21 protein-coding genes are annotated in these 16,998 nt (G+C 63.0%); 2 read left to right on the top strand and 19 right to left on the bottom strand.

Going from position 1 to position 16,998, the window contains the following annotated elements:
* Positions 1-3: 3 nt before the first annotated feature.
* From H928_RS0100800 to H928_RS0100710, 19 genes are all read right to left on the bottom strand, one after another.
* Positions 4-1,032: a hypothetical protein gene (locus tag H928_RS0100800; RefSeq protein WP_021024771.1), complete on the bottom strand. Its 1,029-nt coding sequence runs from the start codon at positions 1,030-1,032 to the stop codon at positions 4-6.
* The gene (locus H928_RS0100795; protein ID WP_021024770.1) at positions 1,022-3,199 is read right to left on the bottom strand and encodes a DUF4815 domain-containing protein; all 2,178 of its coding nucleotides are present in this window, start codon (positions 3,197-3,199) and stop codon (positions 1,022-1,024) included. The genes H928_RS0100800 and H928_RS0100795 overlap by 11 nt, the downstream gene beginning before the upstream one ends.
* A gap of 15 nt (positions 3,200-3,214) precedes the next feature.
* Complete coding sequence (locus tag H928_RS0100790; RefSeq protein WP_021024769.1) at positions 3,215-3,706, bottom strand: hypothetical protein; 492 nt, start codon at positions 3,704-3,706, stop codon at positions 3,215-3,217.
* Positions 3,703-4,656 (bottom strand): phage tail protein, encoded by a 954-nt coding sequence (locus H928_RS0100785; RefSeq protein WP_021024768.1) that lies wholly within the window; start codon positions 4,654-4,656, stop codon positions 3,703-3,705. The genes H928_RS0100790 and H928_RS0100785 overlap by 4 nt, the downstream gene beginning before the upstream one ends.
* Before the next feature lie 2 nt (positions 4,657-4,658).
* Positions 4,659-5,513: a baseplate J/gp47 family protein gene (locus H928_RS0100780; RefSeq protein ID WP_021024767.1), complete on the bottom strand. Its 855-nt coding sequence runs from the start codon at positions 5,511-5,513 to the stop codon at positions 4,659-4,661.
* A complete protein-coding gene (locus H928_RS0100775) occupies positions 5,510-5,866 on the bottom strand; it encodes a GPW/gp25 family protein (RefSeq protein WP_021024766.1) in 357 nt (118 codons plus the stop codon). Before H928_RS0100775 ends, H928_RS0100780 begins: the two co-directional genes overlap by 4 nt.
* Positions 5,866-6,462, bottom strand: a complete 597-nt coding sequence (locus H928_RS25610) for a phage baseplate assembly protein V (protein WP_043338129.1) — start codon at positions 6,460-6,462, stop codon at positions 5,866-5,868. Before H928_RS25610 ends, H928_RS0100775 begins: the two co-directional genes overlap by 1 nt.
* 85 nt (positions 6,463-6,547) lie before the next feature.
* Positions 6,548-7,024 (bottom strand): phage virion morphogenesis protein, encoded by a 477-nt coding sequence (locus tag H928_RS0100765; RefSeq protein ID WP_021024764.1) that lies wholly within the window; start codon positions 7,022-7,024, stop codon positions 6,548-6,550.
* Positions 7,025-7,030: 6 nt separating this feature from the next.
* Positions 7,031-7,405 (bottom strand): hypothetical protein, encoded by a 375-nt coding sequence (locus H928_RS0100760; protein WP_021024763.1) that lies wholly within the window; start codon positions 7,403-7,405, stop codon positions 7,031-7,033.
* A 13-nt stretch (positions 7,406-7,418) separates the two neighbouring features.
* Positions 7,419-7,934, bottom strand: a complete 516-nt coding sequence (locus H928_RS0100755) for a phage tail protein (RefSeq protein WP_021024762.1) — start codon at positions 7,932-7,934, stop codon at positions 7,419-7,421.
* Positions 7,900-8,496, bottom strand: a complete 597-nt coding sequence (locus H928_RS29945; RefSeq protein WP_021024761.1) for a lysis system i-spanin subunit Rz — start codon at positions 8,494-8,496, stop codon at positions 7,900-7,902. Before H928_RS29945 ends, H928_RS0100755 begins: the two co-directional genes overlap by 35 nt.
* A complete protein-coding gene (locus H928_RS0100745; protein WP_021024760.1) occupies positions 8,493-9,044 on the bottom strand; it encodes a lysozyme in 552 nt (183 codons plus the stop codon). The genes H928_RS29945 and H928_RS0100745 overlap by 4 nt, the downstream gene beginning before the upstream one ends.
* Entirely contained in the window at positions 9,037-9,513 is a 477-nt protein-coding gene (locus H928_RS31235) for a hypothetical protein (RefSeq protein WP_158400422.1), read from the bottom strand. The genes H928_RS0100745 and H928_RS31235 overlap by 8 nt, the downstream gene beginning before the upstream one ends.
* Positions 9,477-10,145 carry a hypothetical protein gene (locus H928_RS0100735; RefSeq protein WP_021024758.1) on the bottom strand — a complete coding sequence of 223 codons (669 nt, stop codon included), beginning with the start codon at positions 10,143-10,145 and terminating at the stop codon, positions 9,477-9,479. Before H928_RS0100735 ends, H928_RS31235 begins: the two co-directional genes overlap by 37 nt.
* 7 nt (positions 10,146-10,152) lie before the next feature.
* A complete protein-coding gene (locus H928_RS0100730) occupies positions 10,153-10,374 on the bottom strand; it encodes a tail protein X (RefSeq protein ID WP_021024757.1) in 222 nt (73 codons plus the stop codon).
* Positions 10,371-10,859 carry a head completion/stabilization protein gene (locus H928_RS0100725; protein ID WP_021024756.1) on the bottom strand — a complete coding sequence of 163 codons (489 nt, stop codon included), beginning with the start codon at positions 10,857-10,859 and terminating at the stop codon, positions 10,371-10,373. The genes H928_RS0100730 and H928_RS0100725 overlap by 4 nt, the downstream gene beginning before the upstream one ends.
* Before the next feature lie 126 nt (positions 10,860-10,985).
* A complete protein-coding gene (gpM, locus tag H928_RS0100720; protein ID WP_021024755.1) occupies positions 10,986-11,693 on the bottom strand; it encodes a phage terminase small subunit in 708 nt (235 codons plus the stop codon).
* 82 nt (positions 11,694-11,775) lie between these two features.
* Positions 11,776-12,798, bottom strand: a complete 1,023-nt coding sequence (locus H928_RS0100715) for a phage major capsid protein, P2 family (RefSeq protein WP_021024754.1) — start codon at positions 12,796-12,798, stop codon at positions 11,776-11,778.
* A 64-nt stretch (positions 12,799-12,862) separates the two neighbouring features.
* Positions 12,863-13,690, bottom strand: a complete 828-nt coding sequence (locus H928_RS0100710; protein ID WP_021024753.1) for a GPO family capsid scaffolding protein — start codon at positions 13,688-13,690, stop codon at positions 12,863-12,865.
* 141 nt (positions 13,691-13,831) lie between these two features.
* On the opposite strand from H928_RS0100710, the gene H928_RS25600 reads away from it, so the two are divergent.
* Together H928_RS25600 and H928_RS0100700 are read left to right on the top strand one after the other, a co-directional pair.
* The gene (locus tag H928_RS25600; RefSeq protein WP_021024752.1) at positions 13,832-15,817 is read left to right on the top strand and encodes a terminase large subunit domain-containing protein; all 1,986 of its coding nucleotides are present in this window, start codon (positions 13,832-13,834) and stop codon (positions 15,815-15,817) included.
* A complete protein-coding gene (locus tag H928_RS0100700; RefSeq protein WP_021024751.1) occupies positions 15,817-16,890 on the top strand; it encodes a phage portal protein in 1,074 nt (357 codons plus the stop codon). Before H928_RS25600 ends, H928_RS0100700 begins: the two co-directional genes overlap by 1 nt.
* The last annotated feature ends 108 nt before the right edge of the window (positions 16,891-16,998 follow it).

Below are 16,998 nucleotides of genomic sequence, written 5' to 3'. Positions count from 1 at the left end.
CCTTTACAGAATCACAGCGCGCAGGTTGCGCACCTTGGGCCGGGCATTGGTGTTGCCCAACAGCTGCAGGCGCAGGCGCAGCGCAGCACCTGCCAGCCCGGTCTTTTTGTGGGTAAGCTCCACATTGCCAGCCGTCTGCGCGCTGCTGCTTTCAAAAGGCACATCTACCCAGGTTGCGCCGTTGTCGGTGCTGCAGGCCACCTTCACGGATGAACCCGCTGGCAAGCTGGCCTCAAAAATCACCGTAATGGCGTTGCCCCCTGCCAACTGCACCGCAGGCGTGATGTAAGTTCCTTGGGTCAGCAGGCTGCCCACCACCAGCACGGTGCCTTGCTCCAGCACGGGGGCCAGGCCATTTGCGGCGCGGCGCAAGGTGGCCTCTACCTGCACGGCGCCAGTGTGTGGCGCAGCCAGCTGGATGGGTTGCGCCACATCCACGTCGTGGGTGGCTTTGACGGCGCCTTGATCGTCCAGCAGCTTGAGCTGGTAGGTCACCCGGGCATCGGGCGCCGGCTGAATGGCGCCTGCATTCACCGTCAGATTGGTGGCGTTCACTACTGGCTGCTGCCCCACCACAAAGGTCTGTGCCGTCTGCTGGTACTGCACGGCCAGCAGCTCAAAGCGCAAGAAGCGGTTGGAGTATTTGGTCACCACCCCCGATTCGTTCGTGTGCGAGAGCGCGCCAATCTCTGCAGGCGGCTGCGTAACATAGCCGCCCGCCTGGTTGACCTCGCCCACCTGCGCCACATAGGGCGCGGTATCGGTGTCGGCAGCGCTGATGCTCAGGGCATAGGGCACGCCAGCCTGCATCAGCACGGGTGCAGGCCAGGAGACAGCCGTAGCGCCCACGGTGTTGATCTGGTCAGGCTCCAGCCGGACGGTGGCCAGCTCGTTTTTGGGCAAGCCCTTTTCATCAGCCCGGCTGATGCTGACAAGCACGGCCTGGCCCTTTCGTGCAAAGAAAAGGTTGGCACCAGCAGACTGCCAGGTGGTAGGTGGGTTGATGGCTTGGGTCAGGACGTTATAAGACATAGTTCACCGTTTGGATGCCTACACCGGCAGTAATAAAGTTACCGCTGTACAGGTAATAGAGTTGCAGTTTCAAGGTGGCCGACCCCGTGTAACTGGCTTCGCCATAGCTTCCGTTGTCCCCTTCGATGCGCACGCGCTTGGTGCCCTCGGTGATGCCTTTTGGCACCTTGAAGCTGCCCTCAACCACCCCTTGCGCATTGGCCGATGGCGTTTGGCCCTGGGCGTTTTTGAATGCCACAGGCTGACCGTCAAAGGTGGCCGCCTTGACCGGCTCCAGCGGATCAAAGCCGGTGAGCGTCACGCCCACATCGATCTCGCGCAGGTAGAGATCGCTGGTATCCACCAGGGATTTATCAAAGGTCTTTTCAAACTCGGCCTGCACGCTGTTGGCCACCGTCTGGCCCGGGTTCCAGATCGGGTTGTAGTGGAACTTCACGCCCTTGGGATATTGGCGCACGCCCGGCACTTCCCAGCGGTCAATGGGCGGCGCCAGAATGACAGACGCTGGCAGCTGGCCCACGCCTATGCTGGGGTTGATGGCCATGCTGCGGCTGTAGGCTGCTTGGCGCAGGCCCGCAACGATATCGAAACCCATCGAATACGAGGTCTTGCCGTCATCGAGCAGGTGGGCGCCGAAGTCCTCATACAGCTGCAGCGCGCCGTCGAGAATCTGCGCAGTTTGCTCTAGCCCCTGGTCGCGCATGCTGTCGTCGCGCATGGGGTCAGCAAAGTAGCCCTTTTTCAGGCCGCTGTAGCGCCCGTTCACATCGGTAGCCAAACGCAGCTCGGCCAAGTCCAGCTCGATATCGTCCATGCGGTTGGAATAGTTGGCGATGGTCTGCATGGGCACCATACGCCAGCTGTCGAGAATCAGGCGGCGTGTTTCCTGCATCCAGCTTTGGTACACGGTGGCCAGCAGCAGCTGGCCGTCAGGCACATCGGGCGGCACTGGCTGCCAGGTGGCAGGCACACCCTTGATAACGCTGTATACCCCCTGGTCATCCATTACCAGGCGGTCATAGCGGCGCATGGCAAATTCATAGTCCACATAATGCACCGTGCCGTTGACCGGGTTCGCGATCTGGAACGTGGTTGGCGTTTGGTTCAGAACCGGCTCGATGCTGATGAATTCAAACTCCACCGTGTAGAGGTTGCCGGTCGCGGGCTCAGCGCCGCTAGGGCTCCAGTCCACTTGTCCCGCCGTCAGCTTGAAGTCGGCAGGCTCGTAATAGGTGGTGCCGCCCAGCTTGATGCTGTTGATCTTGACCACACTGTTTTCGTTCAGCTGGTCAGCGCCACCCAGCACCGGCCCCCGGTTCACCTGCTGGGTTTTCTTGCGCTGCACGCGGACAGTGGCGGGCTTCAAAACCGGGAAACGGTCAAAGGCGATGGTCTGCAAGGCTTCACCGCTGGCCGCATGGGGCTCGCTCAGCACCTGCATGGTGTTGGGCACTGCGGCATAAATCACGGTTCTGTCAGCTGGGCGAAACACAGCAATGCCGCCCACCCGCGCTTCTCCAGATTTGACGATATAGATCTGGTTGCCCTCTTGGTCATCGTCCTGCATGAGTACGGTCATACCGTCCACCACGTAGTTGCCGCCGCCCGTGCTGGCGATGTCGTAGTCCTTGATGGCGCCCATGATTGGGCTGTTGCTGCTGAGCGCCTCGCGGGGCTTGACCACCCCGTCTTCAATCGTCCACACGGGGAAGAAGTCGCCCGGCTGGTCTTGGCTGCCAGCCAGCCCCCAGCGCGCCACCATGCGCGTGCGGTCGGCGCCTGGCTCGTTCTGCCCTTCACCCTCCACCGCTGGGTTGTAGAGACGCGGGTCTGCCACCGCCGTCACCGCCGTGGTCTCCAGGTAGATGCCCACATACTGGGTGCCCAGTACCGGCACTTCCACCAGCGCAGCGGCCACATCGTGGATGCGACCGGCTATGTAGATGCTCCCGGCCTCCATGGTGGCAATGCCGGTGGTCGCGCTCATGGCGCAGCGGGCACCCTCGCGGATATCGCCATCGCTATAGATGCCGTCTGCGATCCGGCGCAGTGCGTGCTGCTGGATAGCCTGGCTGTCGTTCTGTTCACGCGATTGCAGGATTCGGTCTGCGTGGAAATCGACGCTCACAAAGCCGTCAGCCGGATCAAAGGTTTTGTAAATGGTCATTGCTTGGCCCGGGATTTACAGAGGCAACACCGCTTCTTCGTAGGCCTTTTGGCCCTCGCGCGTTGCTTTGCTGCGGTAGGTCAGGTGGTAGATAAAGCCCGCGTCCTGCACCTGCTCGGGTTTCAGGTAGCGCTGGCCCGCTGGCACGCCAGCCTTGGCCACGGTGCCAAAGAACAGGCCGCATTCGCGGATCTCTTCGTTCAGGGCGTCATCAGTGGAAAACTCGGCGCGCAGGTACAGGTATGGCGTGGGGTCGGCGCTGAATTTGTAGAACTGCTTAGCGTCCATCTCCACGTCAAAGTCCGCCTCGGTGGCGGGCACCACATAGCGCACGATGGTGGCCAGGCGCCGGCCCACTTCGGCCAGCAAGGTGGTGCGGTTGCTGGGCACGGCGGGCGGCGCCGGCCAGGCGCCATCACCCCGGCCCCATGCAAAGTGTGCGGGCATGGCGGCCAGGGCCTTGGCCAGGGCAATGCGGCCAGCATCTTGCAAGACAGCAGCTGTCATGGTGTGTTTTCCTCGGTGTATTTGGTTGCGATTTCAGACTCTTGCCAGGCGCGCCCATCCCAGAAGCCCGTCCAAGTGCGGGCGCGGATAGTGCGCGGCACCACGGCGCAATAGGTGTCCGCCCGTGCCAGCGCTGGCTGCGCGTTGCGGGCGGCGGCCGTGGTGGCGTAGGCCCTGCCATAGACCGCTTGAGCGGGCAGCCGGGCATAGGCTGGGGTGTTGGGTGCTTCCACATTGGTGGCCAGCAGGCGCGGGGCCTTGCGCAAGCGCCGGTCAAGGCGCCAAGAATCCAGGCGCAGCACATCCCTGCGGCGCGTGGTCAAGCTCCAGCTGATGGTGGCCAGCGTGCGCACCTTGGCGTTGCTGGGGCGCTGGGCCACCGCGTTAAAAAACTGGCCCTGGCTGCCCAGGATGACTTCGCCGCCCACATCAATGGGCACACCGCTGTCGCTGTCGAGCATGCCGCTGTCCAGGCGCGGGCGGTTGTCCAGACGGATGCGGCGCAGGTCATAGCGGTGGAACAGGCGGTAAAACTTCACATGCAGCGGGATGCTGGCCCGCACCATGTAGGCGATGTGCTGCATATCGGCAATGGAGACTTCGCGGCCGGGGCTGATGTGCAGGCGCGCGCCGTCTTCTTCGATCCGCACGCCGGCGTAACCCAGCCAGCCCATGGCACGCTTGACGGCAGCGGCGCTGCCGCGCTCGCGCAGCCATGGCAGGCCCTTGGCCAGCAGCTCGCGCGGGTCGGCAAAGTAGCGGTCAAACTGGCTAAGCTGCCAATGCGCCGCTACCCAGGGCTGCAGCGCATCAGGGTCGGCGGCGGGCTCGGCCTGGTCGGCCAGGCTTGCCCAGTCGGCTGGAAAGTTGCCATCAACAGCCCGCTCCAGCAAGCTGGCATTGGGGGGCAGCACACTGCGGTGGCGCTGGGAAACTTTGGGGCCGGCCATGGCTATGCCACCCCCATGTCCACCAGCAGCACCTGGCCCAGGGTGGGGAAGTAGCCCACAGGAATGGCGGTCACTTCGGCAGGCGCAGTGCTGTCGGGGTATTCCACCCGCGTCACAACGCCCTCCACATGCAGCAGCGTGGTGATGTAGCTGCGCGCTACGGTCGCGCCCAGGTCGGCCATGCTGGCAAAAGCATCCTGCAGACGGGTCTGCAGCAGCTGCTGCAGGTTGGCCGGGGCATTGCGGTTGCGGTAGATGTTGGCGGTGATGTTGACGGCCTTTGGCTGGGCCACGGCCACCGTGATGGGCACTCCCAGCATGCGCCCGGCATCGCTGTTCAGCACGGCAGTGACAGCCGCCAGCGTGGCGGCGGCCTGCGCCTGGTCTTGGCACCACAGCTGCAGCAGCACCTTGCCAGCCAGCGGGCTGGTGGCCATGGCTGCGCGCACGTTCAGGCTGGCGGTCATCGCTTGATACTCGTAGTACTCCCGCGTGCCCTGGCTGGCCAGGGCCGCAATGCGCAGCTGCACACGGGTGCGCAGCCGGGCGTCTGCCTCGCCATCCATGCGCGTGACGCCCACCAGGGCCGCGATATGGTCGAGGTCGGTGCCCTTGGCAAAGTCCAGCAGGTGAGCGCGGGCGGCGTCGTTTACGCGAGCGCGAAACACCACTTCTCGCTTGGAAAATGCCTCCAGCAGCTTGGTGAGCGGCTCGCTCTCCAGGGCCAGCACATCGTCTACAGCGGGCAGGTATGGGCGCAGCAGGTTAGCCAGGTCGGCTTTGCTGGTGGCCAGAATCGTTTCGTAGTTGAGGGTCTCGACTACATCAGGCGCGGGCAGTGTGGCCAGGTCGATCATGCGGATGCCCCCCAAGCAATGGGCACCGACAGGCGCAGCGGCTGGCTTGCGCCAAAGTCGCTGTTGTAGGTGCCCAAAATTTGATACTCGGCATAGCCGGGGCGGCTTGGGTCACGCAGGCTTTTGATCTGCTTGACTTCAATGCGCGGCTCCCAGCGCATCAGCGCCGATTGGATGGCAGAGAAAGCGCGGGTTTGCGCAAGCAGGTTGTCGGGCTGGTCGACCAGCGCCTGCAGCAGGCTGCCATAGTCGCGGCGCATCACCCGGCTGCCGATGGGCGTAGTCAGGATGTCCATCACCGATTGGCGCAGGTGGCTGATGGCATCCATGCGGGTGCCGGTCTGGGCGTTCATCATGCTGGCACCGGCCCTTCTGTCAATGCAGGGCCTTTGATAACGCCCTTGTGCAGGTGCTTCATCAGGCTGATGCCGTCAGCGACCACATCGACGTTGGCAGTGATCTGGTCAGGGCCAATGCTCAGCGTGGTGCTACCGGCCTGCAGGGTGATGTTGTCCCCCTCCATGGTGATGCTGCAGCCCTCTGCCACTTCAAAGCGCACGCGCTTGTCCAGGTGCAGCAGGTGTTCGCCCTTGGCGGTTTCGCTGTAGTCCTGTTTGCTGAACTGGGTGCGGCAGGTGTCTTCCTGCTTGCTGGGGGCGGCCATGCGGTCGCTGTACACGCCCAGCAGCACGCAGCCCTGGCCCATGTCGCCGCCCGTGGCCAGCACCATGCACTGCTCGCCCTTGACAGGCGGCCACCACTGGCTGCCCTTCTCGCCTGCGGCACGGCCCGTAAACCATGGCAGCCAATCGGTTTCGTTGTCGCCGGTCTTGACGCGGCAGCGCGCGGCGCCCAGGTCAACAGCCGCAATCGTGCCCAGGCGCGCCACGTTGGCCAGTTGGCGGGCAAGCTCTAGCGGGTTGGTCTCTGGGCTGGTGTTTGGGGGCATGCGGCCAGTGTCGGCCGCGCGCGCGCGGAAGGCCAGCAGCGGGCGCTGTGGCTGCGCCTCGCACATTTTTTGCAGCGGGTGGCCGCTACTTGCTCAGGTAGTCCAGCAGGTATTCGCGCAGCCAATCGGTGTCATCTTTGCTGATGCCGATAAGCTCGCGGGCTGGGTAGTCGTAGCTTGGGCCGCCAGGGTTCACCAGATCGGTTTCGCCATTGTGATGCACGCGGGCAATGCGCTGGGCGCGGCCCACAAACTCCACCACGGCCGTGTTGCCGCCCTCGCTGCGCGCCCGGATGTTGCGCTGCATGCGCAGCTTGGCAAACATGGGTCTGCGCTGCTGGGCCTGTTGGCGCACCTGGGCGCGCTTGCTGCGCAATGCGCCGCTGGGGGCCTTGCGCGGTGTCCAGGCGTTGCCATCGGGGTCAGTCTGGGCGCGCATGCGCTGGGTGTTGGCAGTGCGCAGCTTGCGCGCAATGTCCACCGCCAGGCGCCGGCGTGCGGTGCCGTCGAGCTTGGCCAACAGGTGGCCAGCCCAGTCTTCAATGGCGCGAAAGTCTGCCATTGCCGCTTACTCGCAAATCACACTGTTGTCGTTAAAGCGTCTGGTTCGGCAAGCCGCATATTCAGCGCGGGGCTTTGCATCTCGCACGCCGCAATCGTCCAACACTTCCCCTGCCCTGATGTACCACCCCTCGGCAAAGTCCCCCTCTTGCAAGGCAATATCCAGAAGTTCGCAGTACCGCGCCGCCGTATTGGTCGGCACCACAGTGCAGCCAGCCAGCAGCATGCCGGCCAACACTATGGACAGGGTGACAGCTGCCAGCCCCTTGCACTTGCGGGCCAATGCACGCCACTGGCGCCTGCGCCACGCGCCGCGAACCTGCCGGCACCAGTCCCAGGCCAGGAAAAAGAACGTGAATGCGTATTTCTGGATGGTTCGCATGCGGGCTCCATAGCTATAGGACAAATCGGCCTTCATCTGGCGGGGTGGGAATGTCCCATTCGGCCAGCAGTTGGTCTTTGAGCCACAGCTGCCAATGCTCGGGCAGGCGGTTGGTGCCCACCACCTGGGGCTCGGCGGGGTGGTCGCAAATCAGGCGCGTGGGGTGGCTGGGGTCGGCGGTGACAATCACGCGCTCGGTGACTGGCACACGAATGCCGATATCGGCGCCGGCAGTGTTGAGCAGCTCCACCTGAAACTGCAGGCCGGTGGCCTGGCTGGTGGGGTTGAGCAGCAGCTCGGGCTGGTGGACGCGCAGCCAGGCGATCAGCGGCACAAACAGTGCATCGGTGTGGCCGGTGAAGTCCAGCACCGTCACATCAATGGTGTAGGCGTACTCAAAGGACAGGCTTTTGCCCATCGCCGAGACGGCCCGGCCACCGCTAGCCAGCACCACGAGGTTTTCGGGGTTGGCCTTGAGGTCAGGGACTGCAGCCTCAATGAGGGTGCGCAGGCTTTGCAGCTTCCACATGCGGGGCGCCTTTCCAGATGGTGTTTTTCCAATCGTCCAGCGCCTGCTTGGCCGCGTTGTACTGGTCTATGCAGCTGTTCAGCTCGCGGGTGGCGTCTTCGGCGTCGGCGGTGATGGCAGCAATATCGGCTGCATCCTCTGCCAGTAGTTCGGCTCGCGCTTCTTGAGGCCCAGCGCCGGCATGCTGGGCGGCTCGCTCAGCAGGTACTGCGGGGGCGGCGCAGCTGGTGGTGCGGACTGACAGCCGCTGACTACCAGCACGCAAATCGCGATCGCGCTCAGCTTCAATAGTTTTTGCATGGTCTTTGCTCTCCTGTAATTCACGGGCAAGGGTCGCGGCCTGGTCGCGCAGCTGGTTGTCTGCGGTGCGGCTGGCCTCGCCCTGGCGGGTGGCCTCGGTGCGCTCAGCCGCTTGGCGCTTGGCATCGTCTTGCTGGGCGATCTGGTCGCGCGCGGCATAGCCCTTGCGGTATGCCCAGCCGTAGCCCGCCCAAAGTGCCGCCAGCAGCGCGGCGCAGACGATGACGGTCAGCCAGTCGATAACGCCGGTTTGCTTTTTCATGGCTTGAGGTCTTTCAGGCACATGGCCATTTCTCGATCACGGCGCAAGGCCAGGCCGCGCAGCTTGCGCCCCTTGGCCATTGCCCAATTCGGCAGTTGACGACAAGCGGCAGCCACATCGCCCGCGCGCAGCAGGCGCAGCATGGTGCTGTAAGTGCCTTTTTCCAGGTAGACAAAGCCATCCTTCACACCTGGCGCACCCGGGCCGGTGTTGTAGATGAATGAGAGGAACGCGGCCACGCTGGTGGCCGGCATGCTGTCGCGCACCTCAGCAGGCACCCAGCGCTCAAAAATCTGCCAGGCTTCTTGTATGCCCTGCAGGGTGAGTGCATCGCATTCGGCATTCGTGGCCACATCGCCCAGCTTTACGCCGCGCGTCCAGCCCTCGCAAATGGTAGGGATGGCCACCGGGTCGAGATAGGCAGGCAGCACCCGGCCCTCGTCCACCGGCAAGGTGGTGAGCAGGATGGCCGCAACGGCGCCCGCCACTGCGGTGGCGCCCTTGGCAATGATGGTGTTCTTGGGAACGTATGGCAGGGGTCTAGTCATCGGCCAGCCCCCCGAAGTCGGTAGAGGCATTGCCAGGGTGGCGCTGAATCTGAATCGCACGCTCGCGCCAGTTCTGGCCAAAGGTGCTCACCATCTTTTCTTCGCCGTGCTTCTCCAGCATTTCCATCACCCATGCCATGCGGTTGCGTTCTTCGGCCCGGTCGCTGCGGCGCTTCTCCGCCTGCTTGGCTTTCACGCCTTGGCGCTGCGCCCAGATGGAAACCAGGCCGGTGGCCACCGTCATAGCTGCGCCGATAATCAAAAGCACTGTGTCCACCGTGATAGTTGGAAACCACGTAGGCACCACATTGGCGTCAGTCGCGGCCTTCGCGGCACCGCCCGCTGTTGTGAGGCTGCCAAAAACATAGGTTGCGCCTGCGCTGATGCGCCCAACAACAAATGTGCGGCTTTCAACCCAAAGGGCCTTGATGTTCATTTCTTTGGCCCCTTCCAGCTCCATGCCGTCCATGTACAGGTTGCAAAACGGTCGATGGTGTTGGCGTTCAGAACTTCAAACCCGTAGTTCTCGGTCTTGGTGCCGCCCCACAGCTTGCTGGTGCGCACCAGCTGCCAGACGCCACCGGCGCAGGCCACGCGGGTGCCCATCACCTGGCGGCCGATATCGGGGTTGCCCCATTCGCCATCCAGCACCGGCAGCCCAGCGCGATAGGCGATGCCATCCAGGGGCTGCCCCCACTTCTTGGCCAGCCAGCCGCAGCGGTTGCGGATGCCGTTGAAATTCCAGCGCGGCAAGAAGCTGCGCGGGCTGTACGGCGGCCAGTAGCTCACATGCTGACCATCGTCATGCACCACATCTTCGTCGGGCGCGGGCATGCGCACATGCCGCCCATCGATCAGAGCCCAGTCAGAGCGGTCGCCGTTGATACTGATGTTGTTGTCATACCAGCGCAGCCAGCGCGGCAGCTGCTCGGCCTTGCGGGGCAGCAGTGCAGCGATGAACAGCCACACGATGGGCGCAGTGAGGCCCAGCCAAAAGCGGATCAATGCAGGCTTGCGCGCGCTCTGCAGGCTGGCCAGCGCCTGGGCGTGCAGCTCAGCGGGCACACCGGCTTCGGTCAAATAGGTTTGCAGCTTGTTCATCGTGTCGTCAGTCCCAAAGGTTGATGCGGTCTTGCACGGGCTGCACGGCCTTGACCAGGCGAACGGGCATGCCCATGGGGATATCCATGGCCACCTTGGCCAGGCCCGGGTTGGCGGCAAGCGTGGCCTCTACGTGGCCCGCTGTGCTGCCCAGGTGGCGATTTACCAGCGCATCGAGCACATCGTTTTGCAGCGCCCGCACGGTGATGGTGTTTTGCGCGCCGGTCATAGCAGCTCGGCAATCACGCGGGGCAAGCCCTGCAGGTCGGCAATGGCGTGGCGGGTGCGGGTGTCGAGGCTGTCTTGCCGGATCTCCAGCGCGCTGCGCACTCGGCTTTCTTTGCCCGCGCCATCAGGCAGCGTGTCAATGTCGCGGTATGCGCTGGCCAGCTGCGACTGCACATGCGATTGGATGGCCCGCTGGTAGTGCTTGAGCTTCACGCTCTGGCCGCCCAGCTGGGTGGCTGGCACATCGGCCAGGCTGGCATAGCCCAGCGCCATCTGCGCGGCCTGCCAGTCGCCCAGCTCTCTGTTGACACTGAGCATGGCCTCTTCCACGGCCAGCAGCAGGCGGGGCGGCGTCACGGTGCCGTCGAGCCTGGCGTCTTCGCGCAGCTTCTCGCAGTTCACATCGGGCCACCAGCCGTCATTGGTCACCGATGGCTCGGCGCCCTTGATAGGCGGGTTGGCGACAGCGACAAAGGGCGAATTCACGGCGTCAGGCTTTCAGGGTGTTAGGTGTGGCGGTGGCCCAGGGCGTCAGGCGGTGGCAAATCAATGCTGCCTTTGCCCTGGGGCCGCCACGGCTCGCGGGGTGCGACTGGTTCGGCGATTGGGGCGCTACTTTTTAAGGCGCGCTTCCAATCGCTCAATGTCTTTTTTGACGCCTGCGCGCACTGGATCAAGCTCCATAGCGCGCTGCAGGTATGGCAGGGCCGCGCTGCACACTTGCAGCGTGCGGCCCTTGGCATCCATGGCAATGTCCTGGCTGTTGGTCTTTCCCAGCAGTGCCCAGCCTGCAGCCTTGTTCAGCTTGGCCTTGATCTGGTCATGCATGTCGGCCTCGGCGGTCAGCTCCAGCACGCGCTGGGTGACTGCAATGGCGTCTTGATCCTTCAAGCGGCCAACCAGAACAGCGTCGGCAATCTCCTCGGCCACCACGCTGGGCATGTCGCGGTTGTAGTTGTCTGGCGGGTTGATGCCGCTGGCCAGGGCGTATTCGGCAAGAGGCATGGCGCGCACGTAGTCGCCCGCGTCAATGGCCCAGATCAGGATGGTGGCCACCACTTCGTCTTGTGTGCCTGGCTTGGTGTCAAACACCCCGGCCAGGTAGGCGTCATATTCGGGCAGCATGGCGCGCTTAGCCTCGGCCTTGCGTTCGTTGGCCTTGATGTCTTTCAGCGCAATGCGGTGCTGGTGCAGCTGGGCAAGCTGCAGCTCGTAGACGGTGCCGATGGTCTGCCCGTGGGCATTGGCAGCGCTCGCCACGCTGGCCTGCTTGGCAGCCATGGTGCGCATGTAGTGCGCCTGGGCTGGTGAAATTGGCATGTTGATGTGTCCCCGCGATGGTTTCGCACTGGCCCGCCAAAGAGCGGCCTATTTTTTTAGGCGCTCTTGGCCGGCCCGTGGCTTAGTCTTCGACGATCTCGATGTTTTCCACCAAGCAAGCCTTTTCCAGGTTCTCGATCACAAACGCATCGTTGGACGATTCGTAGGTCTCGATCTGGTCTTTCTTGGGGTTGTCGATCACCGCGCGGCGGCGCTTGCCCTCTTGGTAGTAAATCGAAATGTTGTCAAAGCTGACCACCATCACAGCCTTGGGCGGGAAGCCCGGCACCGATACCGCCTGCAGACCACCCAGGCGCTGCTGGCTCACCACGATGGATGCGGCCAACATCTCGGTGGGTGCATCCTGCCCGTCAACGATGGGAAACAGCTTGTCGTGCATGAGGTCGCGGCCCACGATGGCCACCAAGTCGCCCGACTCGGTGAACTTCTCGTCAATCAGCTTGTGGCGTGCGTCGTACACCAAGCCATCCAGCGTCTTGTAATCGCGGTCAGCCACTGGGCCACCCACCACCACCTTGCCGACAGCCTTGCCGCGCGCCATCACCCGCTCGGGGGCGTTTTCGCGCAAGTCCTGCAGCCAACCCTTGTTCACATCCTGCAGCTTGGGGTTGGCATCCAGATCGGTAGTCGGCGCGGCATGCGTGCCGTTGAAGCCGATCATGATGCGATCCAGAGCGCATTGGTTCACGATGGCGTCAGACAGCTTGGTCTGGAAGTTCTTGAACTTCGCCCACATGTCGAGCGTGTTGTAACGCAAAGCGGTGTCGTAGTTGGTCTGCTTGCACTCGTAGGTCTTGTCCTTGAGGTCATGCACTTCCTTGGCCTTGCGCTCACCGTTGCCGCTGGTGTCGGTACGGCTGGCAATGGGGCCGGCGATGCCCAGTCCCAGACGATCACCCGACATTTCATCCACTGGCACGATGTTGATCTTTTTCAGGAATGCGCTGGATTCCTGCACCCGGTTTTCGAGCGTTTGCTGCACGCTGGGTGCAATGTTGAATTTCTTGGTAGCGTCGGTCACGCCAGACAGCGATGCCTGTTGCGCCAGATAACCGTTGAACTTTTCGCGGGTTGGGTTCTTCATGGTCTGATCCCTAAAAAATGGTGTTTCTTTGCTTGGTAGCGGCTATTGAGCGGCTCTTACTGGATCAATAGGCCGCCAGCTCGGTGCCGTCATTGCCCGTGGCAGCTGGACGCTGGCCGCTGTGGTTCTCGGTGCCTTCGAGCTTGGTTTTCAGGGTGGCGAATTCCTTTTTGAGGTCAGCCAGCTCAGTGCCCTGGGCATTGAACTTGCCCAGCAGCTCGGCGTTTTCCGTGGCCATGTTCTGCAGCGCGGTACCAGTCACGCCCATTGCTTCCATGACCTTGGTGGCAAAGGTGGTGTCGCCAGCTGCGGGCTTAGTGGCTGCCAGGCCCTTGATGCTGTCAATCACATCGTTGAACTTCTGCAGCATTGCGCTGGCGATCCCCTCGGCGTCACCTTCTAGGCCCAGATCGGTTTCGAGGGCGGCAGTGAACAAGGTGGACGGGTTGGTTTTGCGCTTGGCGAATGGGTTGGCATCGGGGTGTGCAGCAGAAAATGCGAGCACCTCAGTCCCCAGGCTTGCGGGGCTGTCGGTGACAGCCAGACCGACCATATAGGCCTGGCCCGACTTCGCAAAATCGGGGTCGATTTCGATGCTGGTGAAGATCTTCTGCTTGGCCTTGTTCATGGCCACCAGTGCGGGCAGTGCCTCGACCTGGGCAAACAGCTCCATCTTGCCCTCGGCATTGGCCACGGCCTTGAGCGCAGTCACATCGCCCAGCGCCGCAAAGGCGCTGTCGGCCATCACGCCGCGAATGTGTTCCAGCCAGACACGGGCTTGGTACTTTCCGGTGTTGTAGTTGGCGGCAGCCTGTTCGATCCAGCTGCGCTGGATGGTGCGGCCATCGGTGGTAGCGCCTTCAGTGGCAACTCGAAAGAATTTGCTTGGCATGGTGCGGCTCGTTTAAGCGGTTGTTGATCTATCGCTATGTTCCGCGCACCCTGTTTTTGTAGCAATCACCGCGCGCTGTGGCTGCGTTTCGGACAATTTCCGTTTGTCGATTTCCGCGCGCGCGCGGCAGACACTGGCGGAATGAAAGTAGCCCCGCAAAAGCCCCCAGCCAGCCCCGCGCCCACCGGCACCGCCGACAGCGGCGCGCCGGCGCGCGCCGTCAAACGCCTGGCCAAGACGCGCGGCAAATGCGGGCCGCACATCACCACAGTGACGCCCGAGCAGGCGTTTACCGCTTCCGTTCTCAAAGAGATATCGCCCGAGGGCAAGGGCCTGCCGTTCGCGCTTGACGGCTTGCCCGCTGGCGAGTGCAGCGCCGTCACCGATGGCGGTGCCGGCCAGCGGCGCCAGGCCCGTGACCTGTATTGGCAGGGGTGGAAGCTGACCCACATCGCGGAAAAGCTGGGCGTGGCCCGCGCCACCCTGCACGGCTGGCACAAGGCAGAGCGCTGGGCAGAGGCGAGCCCCACCGAGCGCGCCGAGGGCGTGACGGAAACACGCTACGCGCAGCTGGTGGCCAAAGAGGAAAAGACCGGCAGCGACTACAAAGAGATTGACTTACTCGGGCGGCAAATGGAGCGCTTCGCGCGCATCAGCAACTACCGCCAGTCGGGCCGCGAGCGCGATCTAAATCCCAATATCGATGCGCGCAACGCAGCCGCCAAAAAGCAGCCCGTCAAAAACTTCCTATCGCAGGAACAGATCGAGCAGCTGCGCGATGCCTTCATTGAATCGTGCTTCAAGTACCAGCTCACCTGGTGGCAGAACAGCCACCAGCGCACGCGCCAGATTCTCAAAAGCCGCCAGATCGGCGCCACCTGGTACTTTGCCCGCGAAGCGCTGATTGATGCGCTGGAGACGGGCCGCAATCAGATTTTCCTGTCCGCCAGCAAGGCCCAGGCGCACATCTTCAAGCAGTACATCCAGGCGTTTGTCTTTGAGGTCTGCCAAGTGGAGCTGAAAGGCGAACCGATCATTCTGGCGAACGGCGCGCAACTGCACTTCCTGGGCAGCAATGCGCGCACCGCCCAGGGCTACCACGGCAATTTCTACTTCGATGAGTATTTTTGGACAACCGACTTCGAGCGCCTGAACAAGGTGGCCAGCGGCATGGCCATTCACAAGAAGTGGCGCAAAACCTATTTCAGCACCCCATCGAGCATCCAGCACGCGGCCTATGACCTGTGGAGCGCGAAGAAGTTTGCGCGCAAGTTCAAGACCGATATCGACATCACCCACGGCAAGCTGGCGGGCGGCTTCACGGGCGAAGACAAGGTGTGGCGCCACATCGTCAATATCTTGGACGCCGAGGCCGGGGGCTGCGATCTTTTCGACCTGGACGAACTGCGGCTGGAGTACTCCGACCCCGAGTTTGAAAACCTGTTGATGTGCGGCTTTGTGGATGACTCGTTTAGCGTCTTTCCGCTGACCAACCTGCAGCCGTGCCTGGTGGACAGCTGGGAGGTGTGGAAAGACTTCAAGCCATTCACCCAGCGGCCCTTTGGCTGGCAGCCGGTATGGGTGGGCTATGACCCCAGCCTGAACGGCGACAGCGCTGGCCTGGTGGTGCTGGCCCCACCCGAGACACCTGGCGGCCCCCTGCGCGTGCTGTACACCCGCCAGCTGCGCGGCCTGGACTTTGAAGCGCAGGCAGCCGAGATAAAGAAGGTCTGCGACACCTACAACGTGCAGCAGCTCACTATCGACCAGACCAGTATTGGCAATGCCGTCTACCAGCTGGTGGTCAAGTTCTTCCCGGCAGCCCGGGGCATCAACTACAGCGTGGAAAGCAAAACCATGCTGGTGATGAAAGCCCTGCAGGTCATCAAGTCCAAGCGCCTGCAGTGGGACGCCGGCAACAAAGAGCTGGCCGCCTCATTCATGGCCATCAAACGCGAGATGACAGCCAGCGGCCGCAGCGTGACCTACGCGGCGGGCCGCAGCAAAGATACCGGCCACTCCGATCTGGCATGGGCCTGCATGAACGCGCTCAGCAATGAAGCGCTGGAAGTGGGCACGGGCCTGGCCACGCCGCAAACGCAATCCTTTATCGAGGTCTATCCCTAATGAGAAAACGCAAACCCGCGCAGCCCCAGCGCACGGCGGCAATGGCCGCTACCTCTCCTGCGCCAGTCACCCAGGCGGGCGAGCAGCCCAATGTGCAGGCGTTCAGCTTTGGCGAGCCCGAGCCCGTGATAGGTGGTCGCAGCGCGCTGATGGAGTATGCCGAGTGTGTGCAGAACGGCCAATGGTATGAGCCACCCGTGAGCCTGGCCGCCTTGGCCCGCCTGCTGCGCGTTGGCGCGCACCATGAATCGGCGCTGCGCTGCAAGGTCAACATCTTGGCCAGCACATTCATCCCCACCCAGTGGCTCAGCGCCGCAGACTTCAAGGCCATGGCCTTTAACTTTTGCGTGCTGGGCAACGGCTATCTGGAGTGGCGCGAAAACCAGCTGGGTGACAAGCTGGTACTGCGCCACGCCCTGGCCAAATACATGCGGGTGGGCATCGATCCGGGCCGGTTCTTTTTCGTGACGGATCTGCAGTCGCCGCACGAATTCAAAGCCGGGTCTATCCTGCACCTGCGCGAGCCCGATCTGCATCAGGAAATTTATGGTGTCCCCGGCTACCTGGGCGCCATGCAGTCGGCCCAGCTCAACGAAAGCGCAACGCTGTTCCGCCGCCGCTACTACAACAACGGTTCGCACGCAGGCTTCATCCTGTACGCGACTGACCCGGCCCAAAGCCAGGGCGACATTGACGCCCTGCGCAAGCAGCTGACCCAGACGAAGAACGGCGGCAACTTCCGCAACGTCTTCTTCTATGCGCCAGGCGGCAAGAAAGACGGCCTGCAGCTGATCCCTATCAGCGAGGTGGCGGCCAAAGATGACTTCTTGAACATCAAGAACAGCAGCCGCGACGATGTGCTGGCCGCACACCGGGTGCCGCCGCAGCTGATCGGCATGCTGCCAAACAACACGGGCGGCTTCGGTGATGTGGAAAAAGCTGCAATGGTTTTTGCGCGCAATGAGATCACCACGCTGCAGACCGACATAGCCGGCTCGATCAACGCGCAGGCGGGCCGGGAGGTGGTGCGCTTCAAGCCCTACCAGCTGGAAGAGAGCCAGGCCGCCGAGTAGCCCCAGCTCCACACGCCACCCAGCACAGCGCGGCCCCCGCAGCAGGCCGGGCACAGGCCCGGCACCAGGGGCCAGCCCGAGCCGCACGCCCCCACGCCCCTGCACCAC

Source organism: Comamonas sp. B-9, from assembly GCF_000410635.1.
GTDB lineage: Bacteria > Pseudomonadota > Gammaproteobacteria > Burkholderiales > Burkholderiaceae_C > Comamonas.
This window is presented reverse-complemented; position numbering and strand designations above follow the sequence as displayed.

Bases quoted from the DNA above. Each gene is read 5' to 3' on its own strand.
- gpM (WP_021024755.1), bottom strand. From the start codon at position 11,693: ATGCCAATTTCACCAGCCCAGGCGCACTACATGCGCACCATGGCTGCC.
- H928_RS0100775 (WP_021024766.1), bottom strand. From the start codon at position 5,866: ATGAACGCCCAGACCGGCACCCGCATGGATGCCATCAGCCACCTGCGC.
- H928_RS29945 (WP_021024761.1), bottom strand. From the start codon at position 8,496: ATGAAAAAGCAAACCGGCGTTATCGACTGGCTGACCGTCATCGTCTGC.
- H928_RS0100790 (WP_021024769.1), bottom strand. From the start codon at position 3,706: ATGACAGCTGCTGTCTTGCAAGATGCTGGCCGCATTGCCCTGGCCAAG.
- H928_RS0100745 (WP_021024760.1), bottom strand. From the start codon at position 9,044: ATGACTAGACCCCTGCCATACGTTCCCAAGAACACCATCATTGCCAAG.
- H928_RS0100730 (WP_021024757.1), bottom strand. From the start codon at position 10,374: ATGACCGGCGCGCAAAACACCATCACCGTGCGGGCGCTGCAAAACGAT.
- H928_RS0100755 (WP_021024762.1), bottom strand. From the start codon at position 7,934: ATGTGGAAGCTGCAAAGCCTGCGCACCCTCATTGAGGCTGCAGTCCCT.
- H928_RS0100780 (WP_021024767.1), bottom strand. From the start codon at position 5,513: ATGATCGACCTGGCCACACTGCCCGCGCCTGATGTAGTCGAGACCCTC.
- H928_RS0100785 (WP_021024768.1), bottom strand. From the start codon at position 4,656: ATGGCCGGCCCCAAAGTTTCCCAGCGCCACCGCAGTGTGCTGCCCCCC.
- H928_RS0100800 (WP_021024771.1), bottom strand. From the start codon at position 1,032: ATGTCTTATAACGTCCTGACCCAAGCCATCAACCCACCTACCACCTGG.
- H928_RS0100735 (WP_021024758.1), bottom strand. From the start codon at position 10,145: ATGAACAAGCTGCAAACCTATTTGACCGAAGCCGGTGTGCCCGCTGAG.
- H928_RS0100760 (WP_021024763.1), bottom strand. From the start codon at position 7,405: ATGCGAACCATCCAGAAATACGCATTCACGTTCTTTTTCCTGGCCTGG.
- H928_RS0100765 (WP_021024764.1), bottom strand. From the start codon at position 7,024: ATGGCAGACTTTCGCGCCATTGAAGACTGGGCTGGCCACCTGTTGGCC.
- H928_RS0100700 (WP_021024751.1), top strand. From the start codon at position 15,817: ATGAGAAAACGCAAACCCGCGCAGCCCCAGCGCACGGCGGCAATGGCC.
- H928_RS31235 (WP_158400422.1), bottom strand. From the start codon at position 9,513: ATGGACGGCATGGAGCTGGAAGGGGCCAAAGAAATGAACATCAAGGCC.
- H928_RS25600 (WP_021024752.1), top strand. From the start codon at position 13,832: ATGAAAGTAGCCCCGCAAAAGCCCCCAGCCAGCCCCGCGCCCACCGGC.
- H928_RS0100710 (WP_021024753.1), bottom strand. From the start codon at position 13,690: ATGCCAAGCAAATTCTTTCGAGTTGCCACTGAAGGCGCTACCACCGAT.
- H928_RS25610 (WP_043338129.1), bottom strand. From the start codon at position 6,462: ATGCCCCCAAACACCAGCCCAGAGACCAACCCGCTAGAGCTTGCCCGC.
- H928_RS0100795 (WP_021024770.1), bottom strand. From the start codon at position 3,199: ATGACCATTTACAAAACCTTTGATCCGGCTGACGGCTTTGTGAGCGTC.
- H928_RS0100715 (WP_021024754.1), bottom strand. From the start codon at position 12,798: ATGAAGAACCCAACCCGCGAAAAGTTCAACGGTTATCTGGCGCAACAG.